General features: G+C 55.8%; 13 protein-coding genes. 6 read left to right on the top strand and 7 right to left on the bottom strand.

The window, feature by feature from the left end:
• The coding region (locus AC2FLX_RS20815) for a COG4223 family protein (RefSeq protein WP_496748372.1) at positions 1-1,141 on the top strand (1,141 nt) is incomplete at its 5' end.
• A gap of 10 nt (positions 1,142-1,151) precedes the next feature.
• A complete protein-coding gene (locus AC2FLX_RS20810) occupies positions 1,152-2,651 on the top strand; it encodes a heme biosynthesis protein HemY (protein WP_496811394.1) in 1,500 nt (499 codons plus the stop codon).
• A gap of 68 nt (positions 2,652-2,719) precedes the next feature.
• Here AC2FLX_RS20810 and AC2FLX_RS20805 read toward each other — a convergent pair whose 3' ends face one another.
• The 7 genes from AC2FLX_RS20805 to AC2FLX_RS20775 all read right to left on the bottom strand — a co-directional run bounded on the left by AC2FLX_RS20805 (position 2,720) and on the right by AC2FLX_RS20775 (position 7,503).
• The gene (locus AC2FLX_RS20805) at positions 2,720-3,184 is read right to left on the bottom strand and encodes a PTS sugar transporter subunit IIA (protein WP_480751592.1); all 465 of its coding nucleotides are present in this window, start codon (positions 3,182-3,184) and stop codon (positions 2,720-2,722) included.
• A 61-nt stretch (positions 3,185-3,245) separates the two neighbouring features.
• Positions 3,246-3,809: a ribosome hibernation-promoting factor, HPF/YfiA family gene (gene hpf / locus AC2FLX_RS20800; protein WP_480751593.1), complete on the bottom strand. Its 564-nt coding sequence runs from the start codon at positions 3,807-3,809 to the stop codon at positions 3,246-3,248.
• A 252-nt stretch (positions 3,810-4,061) separates the two neighbouring features.
• Positions 4,062-4,820 (bottom strand): LPS export ABC transporter ATP-binding protein, encoded by a 759-nt coding sequence (gene lptB / locus AC2FLX_RS20795; protein ID WP_480751594.1) that lies wholly within the window; start codon positions 4,818-4,820, stop codon positions 4,062-4,064.
• Positions 4,820-5,311: an LptA/OstA family protein gene (locus AC2FLX_RS20790; RefSeq protein WP_480751595.1), complete on the bottom strand. Its 492-nt coding sequence runs from the start codon at positions 5,309-5,311 to the stop codon at positions 4,820-4,822. Before AC2FLX_RS20790 ends, lptB begins: the two co-directional genes overlap by 1 nt.
• 3 nt (positions 5,312-5,314) lie before the next feature.
• Positions 5,315-5,914 carry an LPS export ABC transporter periplasmic protein LptC gene (locus AC2FLX_RS20785; protein WP_480751596.1) on the bottom strand — a complete coding sequence of 200 codons (600 nt, stop codon included), beginning with the start codon at positions 5,912-5,914 and terminating at the stop codon, positions 5,315-5,317.
• Between the two features lie 9 nt (positions 5,915-5,923).
• Entirely contained in the window at positions 5,924-6,892 is a 969-nt protein-coding gene (locus AC2FLX_RS20780; protein ID WP_480751598.1) for a KpsF/GutQ family sugar-phosphate isomerase, read from the bottom strand.
• Positions 6,889-7,503: a ribonuclease D gene (locus AC2FLX_RS20775; protein WP_480751600.1), complete on the bottom strand. Its 615-nt coding sequence runs from the start codon at positions 7,501-7,503 to the stop codon at positions 6,889-6,891. Before AC2FLX_RS20775 ends, AC2FLX_RS20780 begins: the two co-directional genes overlap by 4 nt.
• A 199-nt stretch (positions 7,504-7,702) precedes the next feature.
• Here AC2FLX_RS20775 and AC2FLX_RS20770 point away from each other — a divergent pair, with 199 nt between their 5' ends.
• From AC2FLX_RS20770 to amaB, 4 genes are all read left to right on the top strand, one after another.
• Positions 7,703-9,022, top strand: coding sequence for an MFS transporter (locus AC2FLX_RS20770; protein WP_496811395.1), 1,320 nt, complete (start codon positions 7,703-7,705; stop codon positions 9,020-9,022).
• Between the two features lie 54 nt (positions 9,023-9,076).
• Positions 9,077-9,505, top strand: a complete 429-nt coding sequence (locus AC2FLX_RS20765) for an Lrp/AsnC family transcriptional regulator (protein WP_480751601.1) — start codon at positions 9,077-9,079, stop codon at positions 9,503-9,505.
• Positions 9,506-9,619: 114 nt separating this feature from the next.
• Positions 9,620-10,726, top strand: a complete 1,107-nt coding sequence (locus AC2FLX_RS20760; RefSeq protein ID WP_496811393.1) for a saccharopine dehydrogenase family protein — start codon at positions 9,620-9,622, stop codon at positions 10,724-10,726.
• Between the two features lie 18 nt (positions 10,727-10,744).
• Entirely contained in the window at positions 10,745-12,244 is a 1,500-nt protein-coding gene (gene amaB, locus AC2FLX_RS20755; RefSeq protein WP_496811392.1) for an L-piperidine-6-carboxylate dehydrogenase, read from the top strand.
• Positions 12,245-12,606: the final 362 nt, after the last annotated feature.

The raw sequence follows: 12,606 nt of genomic DNA, 5'->3' as shown, positions 1-12,606 counted from the left end.
AGCCGAAGCCGAAGCCGAAGCCGAAGCCGAAGCCGAAGCCGAAGCCGAAGCCGAAGCCGAAGCCGAAGCCGAAGCCGAAGCCGAAGCCGAAGCCGAAGCCGAAGCCGAAGCTAAGCCTTCGACTGTTTTTGCAGAAAGAACGCAATTTCCCGAGGAAAAAAGGCAAAATGGGTTCTGGCCTACGGCGCTTGGGGGCGCGGTTGCAGCAGCTATTGGTTTTTTTGTCGGCCAAACCGGATTGTTCAGCTCGACAGAGGGCGAAATCGATCAAACCATTTCGACAATTGAGGCGAAGGTCGAGCAACACGCCCAGTTGTTCGACTCGCTTGGAAAGCAGATGGACGGCAGCGAAGCGGCTGACCTGTCGACTCTTTCCGAACAGGTGTCCGGACTGTCTGGGCAAATAGCACCGGTGGTTTCGGAATTGGACGTCTTGAAAACTCAGATTGAATCTTTGAGTTCGGTACTTTCCCCGCTCGAATCCCGCATAGCTGATCTGGAAAAACGCCCAGTACAAAATGGAGATACGCGAGAGGTTCCAGATGCGTATCTGACAGAATTGGATAAGCTACGCGACTCCCTTTCAGTACAGCGGGCCGAGATCGAAAAGATGGTGAATCAGGCCAAAGCACTGGAGGTGAAAGCTTCGGCTGAGGCATTGGCGGCGGCCAACCGCGCGGCTGCATCAGGTCTACGCAGTCAGCTGGATTCTGGTGCCGCGTTTGAGATTCAAGTTTCCCAACTCAAGAACGGTGGCGTAGAGGTTCCTCAATCCTTGGTTGGCCCTGCGGCCGAAGGTGTTGCAACAATGGCAAGCTTACGGAATGGCTTTCCGTCGGCGGCTCGCAATGCATTGGCGGACATCCGTGAAACCGAAAAAGGTTCCGGGATTCTTGCATTTCTCGAACGACAGACTGGCGCCAGGTCTGTCACTCCTCGGGATGGCACTGATCCGGATGCTATCTTGTCACGCGCAGAAGCCGACTTGACAGCTGGTGACCTGGGCAAGGCATTGGAAGAGATCGGCACTCTGCCAGAGGCCGCGCAACCTGCAATGGCGGCGTGGGTTGAACGCGCGCGAACCCGCCAAGACGCCGTATCCGCCGCAGATGCGCTTGTGCAAAGCGTGAATTCGAACTGAAAGGCCCGCCATGTTTTGGTCATTGCTTAAGATACTGGTTTTTGTCGCCATCATCGGCCTTCTGGCGATGGGTGCCGCCTTTCTTATGGAGGCTAGCGGCGGTGTTCAGATCACCGTTGCGGGCACCGAATATACGTTGGGGCCGCTGCAGTCCGCTATAGGGCTTGTGATTTTGGTCGCGGCCGTTTGGCTGTTCTTCAAGCTGCTAAGCCTGTTGATCGCTACGCTGAAGTTCCTCAACGGAGATGAAACCGCCTTGTCGCGCTATTTTGACCGGGGCCGGGAACGGCGCGGTTATCAGGCCCTGTCAGAGGGACTGATGGCTTTGGCTTCAGGGGAAGGGCGTATTGCGATGTCCAAGGCCACAAAAGCAGAAAAGCTGTTGAAAAAGCCGGAACTGACAAATCTGTTAGTAGCCCAAGCCGCCGAGATGACCGGGGATACCAAAAGAGCTTCGGAAACGTACAAGAAGTTGGTGACAGAGCAATCGACCCGGTTTGTCGGTGTGCGCGGGATAATGAAGCAAAAGTTGGCTGAGGGCGATGATGATACCGCGCGCAAGCTTGCGGAAAAGGCGTTGGCCCTGAAACCGCGGCACGAGGAAACGCAGGATGTGCTGCTTAAGCTTCAGACCAAGGCGCAGGACTGGGCCGGGGCGCGGTCGACCCTGACGGCAAAGCTGAAATCAGGAACGTTGCCGCGCGACGTCTACAAGAGAAGGGATGCTGTGCTGGCGCTGTCCGAAGCCAAAGGGCTGCTGGACGAGACTGCCGCTATCGAGCAACAGGAACGCGCGATCGAGGCAAATCGCTTGTCCCCCGATCTGGTGCCTGCGGCCGCGATGGCGGCGCGCGCGCACATCGCCAAAGGCAAGCCACGCAACGCGGCCAAGATCCTGAAGAAGGCGTGGGAGGTCCGGCCGCACCCGGATCTGGCCCACGCGTTTGCCGAAATCGAACCCGACGAATCTCCGACTGAACGGGTCAAGCGGTTTTCGGCACTGACTCGCATTCACCCGGATAACCCTGAGACCCGCCTGATTCTGGCGGAGCTTAACATTGTGGCCGAGGATTTTCCCGAAGCTCGCCGTGCGCTGGGCGATGTTGTGGAAAAACAAGCGGATGCACGGGCCTATACCCTGATGGCTGCGATCGAACGGGGTGAGGGAGCGTCGGACGCGATTGTGCAGGGTTGGCTCGCAAAGGCATTGAATGCGCCGCGTGGTCCTCACTGGGTTTGCGAGAACTGTCACGACATTCACGTGGAATGGAGACCTGTCTGCAAGAACTGCAACAGTTTCGATACGCTAAGCTGGCAAACGCCGGACACCCCTGAGATTGCCTCGGCGACAGGTGTACACATGCTGCCACTGATCATCGGAGCCCTGGAAGACCAGAGCGAAGAAGACGTCCATGAAGAGGAACTTGAGGAAAACACGGGCGAACAGGCCACTCCGCCCCGGATCATCGATGCTGATGTTGAATTGATGGATACCAACGGCAAAACATGAGGTGTCGTCATTTGTGGACAGCCCCGGTTTTGCTAGAGTTCTTTTTTGGGTTTCTCGTGTTCGCGGCTTTAGGCCGCCTGAACCGAATGAGGTTCGGTCAGGATGGTATAGAGCTTGACCGGATCAGGATTTGACCGGAGTTTCGTGCAAACCGAAGCGTCTCTGAGCGTACGCGAGACCAGCGCCAACGCTTTTAGGTGTTCAACACCGGCCTCTTCCGGCGCAAAGAGTGAAAAGGCAAGGTCGACCGGTTGTCTGTCGACTGCGCCAAAATCAATCGGCTTTTCAAGCATGACGAATACGCCTGCGACCTTTTCCAGGCCTTCCAGCCGAGCATGGGGTAGAGCAACACCATGCCCGACTCCGGTCGGCCCCAGGCTTTCCCTTTCGAGCAGAGATTCGACGACAGTCTGAGCGTCCAGCCCAAGTGCCAAAGCCGCTACGTCTCCTATTTCCTGAAACAGGCGCTTTTTGCTGGAAGCGGCTGACAGAACCCGGACCGCTTTGGGTGAAAGGATGCTCGAAAGCTCCATCGATTTTGCTCCATGGATGTGCCACCGGATATCCGATGGCACATCTCTGTTGTCTTGCCTATTACGGATCGATCCAGCCGATATTGCCGTCATCACGGCGATACACGACGTTCAGTCCGTCCTTGTTTTCGTTCCGGAACACCAAAACCGGGGCCCCCGCGAGTTCCATCTGCATTACAGCCTCGCCTACACTCAACGACGGGATCTTGGTTTCCATTTCCGCCACAATTATCGGCTGAAGCGACTCCGGTTCCTCAGAATTGCCCGAGTCGTTCGACGCGAGGATATAGGATGATGCTCCAAAAAGTTCAACCGGCTCGGCGCGGTCGCGGTGGTGATCCTTTAAGCGGCGCTTGTAGCGGCGTAGCTGCGTTTCCATTTTATCGCAGCATCCTTCGAATGCCGCATAGATTTCGGTGGCGTGCGCCTTGGCCTGCGCCGTCAGCCCAGTTGATAGGTGTACAGTTGTCTCGCACACATATTCATGCGCTGAACGGGAAAAGACGACGTTGGCGTCTGTCGGTCTTTGGGCATACTTGCCCACGACTTCGCCCAGTTCGGTCTGCACGTGGGTCTGCAATGCCTCACCGATGTCGATCTGTTTACCGCTGATTTGATAACGCATGTGATCTCCTTCACAATTCGCACCCGTTCTGACGCCACACAAGTCGGCGTGCCTGTTTTTATCGGGTGTGGGGTAAAGACATTTCCAAGGATAGTCTACCATCATACCCTTCAGCGAAGGGACATCGAGATCCAGACTGGAACCGAAGAATTGTCATGAGTCAATTGAGGCAAGAGACGCGCGGAGAGTCAATCAAAACAGACGTGTTCTTTCAAGAAATCCGCCATGCGCCCAGCGACGAACAGTCGCCGGTCAGGAAATCCGGAAGTTTTCACCCAGATAGACCCGGCGAACATTCTCGTTTTCGACCACTTCGGTGGGTGTGCCGGACATCAGAACTTGACCGTCATGCAGGATATAGGCGCGATCCACGATTTCCAGCGTTTCTCGCACGTTGTGGTCGGTTATCAAAACGCCAATTCCCCGCTTTTTCAGGTCCGAAACAAGGTGGCGGATGTCGCCGACGCTGATCGGATCCACGCCAGCAAAGGGCTCGTCAAGGAGCAAGTACTTGGGGTCTGCGGCCAGGCAGCGCGCAATCTCGACGCGGCGACGTTCACCGCCTGAAAGCGCCAAGGCGGGGGCACGTCGCAAATGCTCTATCGAGAAATCCGAAAGCAATTCCTCAAGACGCTCCTTGCGCTTATGGCTGTGCTTGACGGTGATATCCAGAACCGCGGCTATGTTGTCCTCGACACTCATGCCACGAAAGATCGACATTTCCTGAGGAAGATACCCTATCCCCATCCGGGCCCGCCGGTACATTGGCAGCGTCGTCGCATTCTGACCGTCGATGGTCACTGTACCCCCTTCGGGAAAAACCAGGCCTGCCACAGCATAGAACGTTGTAGTCTTACCTGATCCGTTCGGGCCAAGCAGGGCAACAACTTCGGACCGATCAAGCGTCATCGAGACGTTTCGGATAACTGTCTTCTTGCGATAAGATTTCCGTAGCTTGTCGATCTTCAGCCCGGAAGAACCTTCGGCAACTGTAAGGTTTGGGCGATTCATCAATTGTTGCCTGTGTTCAGGATGGTTTTGACCCGGCCAACCATCTGAGCTGTTCCGGTTTTGAGGTTCACTGTCATCTTGCTGGATGTCAGCGCGTTTTCACCCTGTGTCAACAGCACGTCGCCACTCATCACGATGACTCCGGTATCGATGGAATAGTCAGCGCGCTGCGCCTGTGCTGCATCCGGACCGCTTACCAGAACCACATCACCTATAGCTTCAAGCCGCTCAATACCTGACTTTTCCTGATTGTATATCACAAGGACTTGCTGTGCGGACAGCCGCATCTCACCTTGCCTGATAAAGACATTACCCTTGAATTCCGCCGATCCGTCTTCCTGATTGACATCCAAGGTGTCTGAAGTGACTTCAACTGGCAGCGACGGGTCAGCCTTGACCGACCCGAATGCGACATTGGCCCCTTGCGCGAATACGGGAACTGCCCCAAAGATCAGAGCAAAACAAAGGGTCAGTGCACGAAAAACATTCACGGGTTATCTTTCCGGTTTTTGAGGGTCATATATCAGTTGGACCCCGTCTGTAAAAAGAATATGGAGGGGCGCTTCCTTTTTTTCAGCCCCGAAATTCATGGCGCCGGCGGTGAATTCCCCGATTGGTCCAGCGCCGGCGATTTCTGCCGGAGAGTTTCCACGGATCTCGTCCAATGATGTGTTCAGCTGTTCCGTAGAGACTCTAAGACCATCTGAAGTTGTGATAATTACGTTTCCGGAAAACGTGGCGCTGCCCTGATCTGGACGCAAAGTACCGAGTTCAGCGGTCAAAGTCAGTTCGTTTCCATTCACCAGCCGATATCGCGCGCGCAGATTTTGGGCTTCGGCAGGCTTGTCGTCAGAGCTAGGTCGAGCAGCGCTTGCCGACACAAGAATTTCTTCTCCCTTTTCAGTCACACCCGAAAAAAACGGGCGCGTGACCTGCTGACCGCTTAACCGTTCATCCATCTCGCGCCCGGAAAATGGGGTCGAAACATTGGTGTCGATACTGCGCGACAGCAGGAAAACGGTAGAAAGCAAAGCAATTGCCGCAAGCGGCAGCAGTACCTTGAAGAACTGCACCTTGCGGGAATAGCTGTCCACTTCTTTCTCCTATCCCAAACCCACGCGAAGACAGTCGTGAATATGAAGAAGACCCAGCGGTTTGGTCGGCCCCTCTTCCTCAACAACGAAGAGCGAGGTAATTTTGTGTTGATTCATAACTGCAACCGCCTCTTCGGCCATGGCTTGGGGCGCTATCGTCGTTGGGTTGGCAGTCATGACGTTTTGAGCGGTTTGGCTCAGCAATCCGTCCATGTGTCGGCGAAGATCGCCGTCGGTGATGATGCCAACCAGGTCCCCGCTGGTGTTTTGAACACCGGCCACGCCAAAAGCTTTCTGGCTGATCTCGATCAGCGCTTCGCTCATTGGGGTGTCCAGGGAAACCAATGGCAGGGCGCCTCCTGAGTGCATCAGGTCACAAACCTTGCTGAGACGGGCACCCAGCTTGCCGCCCGGATGGAAATCGCGGAAATTTTCCGGCTGGAAGTTTCGGTATTTCATAAGCGCGATGGCCAGCGCATCGCCCATGGCTAACGTCAGTGTAGTCGAGATCGAAGGCACCATGCCAAAACCGCAGGCCTCGCCCATCGACGGGATCAGCAGGTGCACATCGGCTTGTTTCATCAACGTGCTTTCGGGCTTGCTGGACAAACCGATCAATGGGATTCGGAATCGGCGTGTAAAGGCTAGCAAGTTGGCCAGTTCCGGTGCCTCGCCCGAGTTCGAGATTGCCAGAACGACATCGCCCTCGGACAGCATGCCTAGGTCGCCGTGGCTGGCTTCTGCCGGGTGCACAAAATAGGCGGGCGTTCCGGTGCTTGCGAGCGTCGCGGCGATCTTGTGGCCGATATGACCGGATTTTCCAATGCCGCTGACAATGATACGGCCGCGGGCATTGAGGATCAGTTCGACCGCCTCGACGAATTGGTCGTCAAAGCTGTCGGCCAGCACCTCTAGCGCCTTGGCTTCGTCGGTGACCACTTGTCGGGCAGTGCTCAGAAATGCGTCAGGGTTGGTCATGAGTGAGCAAATATATCCGTTTCGGGCCAACCCGCGAGATCCAGCTTGGCGCGCATGGGCAGAAAATCGAAACAGGCTTTGGCAATCTCAGATCGACCTTCGCGATGCAGGCGCTGGTTAAGTTCTTCACGCAAGCGGTGCAGGTACAGTACGTCGGAGGCTGCATATTCCAGTTGCGCGTCGGTCAGCGTTTCCGCGCCCCAATCGCTCATCTGCTGCTGTTTCGAAATATCTACGCCGATCAGTTCTTGGCACAAGTTCTTGAGGCCGTGGCGGTCAGTGTAGGTCCGGACTAGGCGGCTGGCAATCTTGGTGCAATAGACAGGTGCCGCCAACGTGCCAAAAGCGTGGTACATAGCGGCGATGTCGAAGCGGCCGAAGTGGAACAGTTTGAGAACATCGGGATCTTCCAGCATGGCGCAAAGGTTGGGTGCTTCGGTCTGACCCTTTTCAATCTGAACAATGTGGCTGTCGCCATCTCCACCGGACATCTGGATCACGCACAGCCGGTCGCGGTGTGGATTCAACCCCATGGTTTCGCAGTCGATGGCCACGATTGGGCCCAAATTCACACCATCTGGAAGATCGTTTTTGTAAAGGTGATTAGCCACGCGAAAGTCCTTTGTGCCGTACTGGACCCGAGATAGGCGGTTTGTCGAGCAAACTCAACTGGGGCAGCGCGGGAGTCTTCATGCGGAACAATCGACGCGACCAGAGAAGACACGCCAAAATCCCACCCGCGAATTGTGTTTTCGGAGCCATAATCTGGGACTAGGAATGGTGCAGAGGTTTTCTCGTCTGGAGGCAGGTGTGCTGAATATCGTGAAAAATCGAGTGTATCGTCACCTGTTTGCTGCTCAGATCGTGGCGCTGACCGGAACCGGTCTGGCCACCGTGGCGTTGGGATTGCTGGCGTATGACCTTGCCGGAAAAGCAGCTGGCCTGGTTCTGGGAACGGCGTTGACCATCAAAATGATTGCCTATGTCGTGGTTGCCCCGATTGCCGCGGCATTTGCTGAACGAGTCGATCGCCGGCGCATGCTTGTGGCATTGGATCTGGTGCGCGCCGCCGTCGCGATCTGCCTGCCTTTCGTCACCGAAATCTGGCAGGTCTATGTCCTCATATTCGCTCTGCAATCCGCTTCGGCCGGATTCACACCGGCGTTTCAAGCCACTATTCCCGATGTGTTGACGGATGAGCGCGATTATACGCGCGCCCTGTCGTTGTCGCGGTTGGCGGTTGACATGGAAAGTCTGGTTAGCCCGATGCTAGCCGCCGTATTGCTGACGCTAGTGAGCTTCGACAATCTGTTCTGGGGGACGGGGATCGGCTTTGCCTCATCCGCCTTGCTGGTTGTATCGGTGGTTCTGCCGATGCCGAAGCCGACGGCGCGCCGCGGTATATTTGACCGGACCACGCGAGGTGTTCGGATTTATCTGAAAACCCCTAGGCTGCGGGGGTTGCTGGCTTTGAATTGGGTCGCTGCGTCGTTGAGTTCGATGGTAATCGTGAATACGGTTGTGATTGTCAGATCTGGCTTAGGAATGCCGGAAAATGCAGTCGCCCTTGCACTGGCGGGGTTTGGCGGCGGGTCTATGGTCGCAGCTCTGATTTTGCCCCGCGTTCTGGATCGCTTAGAGGACCGCGGCGTCATGCTGACGGGCGCAACCATTGCAACAGGGGCCATGGGAGTAACGTCTGTTTGGTCCATGCTATCTCCGCTAAGCCTGCCTGTTCTTTCCTTGCTTTGGGCATTTGTAGGGTTTGGGTATTCGGTGACCCTCACGCCATCAGGTCGTTTGCTCACACGCTCTGCTCATGCGGTGGACCGCCCCGCCGTCTTTGCGGCACAGTTTACTCTTTCTCATGCCTGTTGGCTGATCTTTTATCCGCTGTCAGGCTGGTTGATGACCGTTTATGGATTGAGCGTTGTCACTACGTTTTTGACTTTGGCATCTGTGGTTGGCGTGACAATGGCTTTTTCTCTTTGGCCACGCAACGGCATGGCGCCGATTCCGCATAACCATCCCGAGTTGCCACCGGATCATCCTCATCTGGCGAGCGGGACCCCGCACAGTCATGCTGTGATAATCGATGAATTTCATCCAAGATATCCTAAACAGCCTTGAGGCCAGGGATAGAGATTGTCTAACTCTGAACGACAAGACGCCGTGGGAGCCTGAATGGATCAGCTGGACCGCCGAATAATTTCTGCCCTGCAGTACAACGCGAGGGAATCGACTACCAAGATTGCGGCCAAACTGGGCGTTGCCCGAACGACCGTCCACGAGCGCATCTCTCGAATGGAAAAGAGGGGTGAGATCGCAGGATATTCCGTGGTTCTGCGCGAACCGCAGGACGAAAGCACGGTTCAGGTCGTGGTTCTGTTGGAGGTTCAGCAAAAAGAGACGTCCAGGATCATCAAACGGCTGGAGGCTTATCCTGAGGTTAAGTTGTGCCTGTCGATCAATGGTGAATTCGATCTGCTTCTGTCGGCCGAGGCTCCCAGGATCGAGGATCTGGATGTTCTGGTGGACGAGCTTGCGGAAATTCCGGGTGTCCTTCGCACCAATACAAGCGTCGTCTTCGGACGGCGAATTGACCGAGGCTGACATATCGTCAGAATCTACGTCATAACGACGAAATCATGAGTCGTTTCGTCAATCCGCACTCTACAGATCGGACAGCGAATAGGTCACACTTTCTGACAAAGAAGGAGATGTGCCATGCGCTGGAATATTTGCGTAGTCGGGGCCGGAAAGATCGGCCAGATGATCGCGACGTTACTCAAAACCTCGCCCAACTACACCGTCACCGTGGCTGATCACGATCTGGTTGCCTTGTCGGTGCTGAAAAAGATGGGCGTCGCCACAAAACAGATTGATGCCAGGGACGAGGTGGGTTTGACCGAAGGCCTCAAGGGCTTCAACGCCGTCATTTCGGCAGCGCCATTTTTCCTGACGCCAGTGATTGCCAAGGCCGCAAAAAAGGCGGGCGCGCATTATTTCGATTTGACCGAAGATGTGGCGGCCACCAACGCCGTGCGGGAACTGGCCGTGGACAGCAAAACCGCGTTCATGCCGCAATGTGGATTGGCACCCGGATTTGTTGGAATCGCCGGGGTGGCCCTGACAGCTGAGTTCGATAGCATCGACACTCTGCATATGCGAGTCGGAGCCTTGCCTCTCTATCCGACCAATGCGCTCAAATACAATCTGACCTGGTCCACCGACGGGCTGATCAACGAGTACTGCAATCCCTGTGATGCCATTGTGAACGGAATGCGGGTCAAGACTGCGCCGCTGGAAGACTATGAACTGCTTGGTCTTGATGGTGTCGAATACGAGTGCTTCAACACGTCCGGAGGGCTTGGAACCTTGCCGGAAACGCTTGACGGTAAGGCGCGCTCCGTTTCCTATCGTTCGATCCGGTATCCGGGGCATCGTGACATCCTCAAATTGCTTCTAAACGATCTGGGGCTGGAGCGCAGGCGGGATCTGATGAAAGAAATTTTTGAGTCCGCTCTCCCACGTACTGATCAGGATGTGGTCCTGGTCTATTGTACCGCCAAGGGCACGATAGACGGACAGCTGCGCGAAAAGTCCTACATCAACAAGTCCTACTCGCGGATGATCGATGGCCAAATCTGGAGCGCAATTCAAGTCACCACCGCCTCGGGTGTGTTGGGAGTGGTTGACCTGATGCGCACCGGTGAGTTGCCCGGTCAGGGCTTTGTCCGGCAAGAACAAGTGCTGCTTTCCGACTTCATGAATACCGAATTTGGCCGCCTCTATCGGGCGGGGGACGCAACGCAACAGAACAAGGCAGCCTGAGAAATGAAAGACATTGTCATGACCGCAGAAACCATTCTTTCGAAACTGGGGCTAAGCACCGCCGAGCTCACCGGAGGAACGCTGAAAGTGACGTCTCCGATCGACGGCAGCCTTCTGGCTGAAGTGCACGAGATGCCGGCGGCGGAGATGGGTGCCGTGATCGGCAGGGCAAAAGCTGCGTTCAAAACGTGGCGAACCGTACCTGCGCCTCGCCGGGGTGAGTTGATTCGACTTTTGGGAGAAGAGCTGCGCGCCGCCAAGGAAGACCTGGGTGCGCTGGTCAGTTGGGAAGCAGGCAAGATCACGTCCGAAGGTCTGGGTGAAGTACAGGAGATGATCGACATCTGCGATTTTGCGGTAGGATTGTCGCGCCAATTGTATGGGCTGACAATTGCCAGCGAACGCCCTGGTCACCGGATGATGGAAACCTGGCATCCGGCGGGTCCCGTTGGTGTGATTTCGGCATTTAACTTTCCTGTCGCGGTCTGGTCGTGGAACGCGGCGTTGGCGATCGTATGTGGCAATCCGGTGATCTGGAAGCCGTCCGAGAAAACGCCGCTGACCGCGTTGGCCTGCCAGAAGATTTTCGAGCGAGCGGTGGCTCGGTTCGGGGACGCCCCAGAAGGATTGCTGCAAACTCTGATCGGTGGGGTTGAACTTGGAAAAATACTGGTCGAATCGGAAGAGGTGCCAATCATTTCGGCGACCGGTTCTACTCGCATGGGTCGTGCCGTGGCGCCCATCGTGGCGGCCCGATTTGGCAAGTGTATTCTGGAGTTGGGCGGCAACAACGCCATGATTGTCGGCCCATCGGCGGATCTAGAGATGGCGGTACGTGCGATCGTGTTCTCGGCCGTCGGGACCGCCGGGCAACGTTGCACCAGCTTACGCCGCCTGATCGTGCATGATTCGATCAAAGAAGACTTGGTGGTTCGGTTGAAAAAAGCCTATGCTGGCTTGCCCATCGGCAATCCGTTGAACGAAGGTACTCTGGTCGGCCCACTGGTCGATGAGGCCTCAGCCAAGGCGATGGCCACGGCACTTGACGCGGCCAAGGCAGAAGGGGGTACCGTGTTCGGTGGATCCCGCGTGACCAAAGGCGTTCCTGCAGGCGGCGTCTATGTAGAACCGGCGATTGTCGAGATGCCGGGTCAGACTGAAACAGTCAAAACAGAGACCTTTGCGCCGATCCTATATGTGCTGGGGTATGAAGATTTCGCAGAGGCGCTGGAGATCCAAAACGGCGTGCCCCAGGGCTTGTCATCTTGCGTATTCACTCTGAACATGCGCGAGGCGGAGCAATTTTTGTCGGCGGCGGGCTCTGATTGCGGTATCGCCAACGTCAATATAGGTCCTTCCGGTGCCGAGATCGGTGGCGCTTTCGGTGGCGAGAAAGAAACCGGCGGCGGTCGTGAAAGTGGCTCGGATGCTTGGAAATCCTACATGCGTCGACAGACCAACACGGTGAACTATTCCGCGGAGTTGCCGCTGGCGCAGGGCGTTAAATTCGACATTTGATCATCGCCTAGCTCGAAACGATCCGCCCCGACAAGCCGTCGGTGCGGATTTTCTTTTTGTTCGTGATAACTGTCTGTCAACAGATAGTTGACTAGCCTTCCGGGGATCTTGAGAGTTCTTGGAATCGGCAGAATGCCATATGAAATCGCTTTACGTCCGCTTACTACTTTGTTGTTTGCCTCGGTTGGGATGATCTTCGGGGCGGCATTCGGAAAGGCGGCAACCGATGAACGATTCACCGCAATCTGCGATGTCTGACGTCAGCACCAATGGGACAGTTTAGGTCGATTTGATAAGAGAGGGTTTCTGGCTCATCGTAACCGCCAAGGAGTGGAGATGAGAAAGAAACCCGGAACCAAGCA

This window comes from Ruegeria sp. YKSF57 (assembly GCF_059612585.1).
Note: the sequence above shows the minus strand (reverse complement) of the source record. Positions and strands in the feature narration are given on the sequence as shown.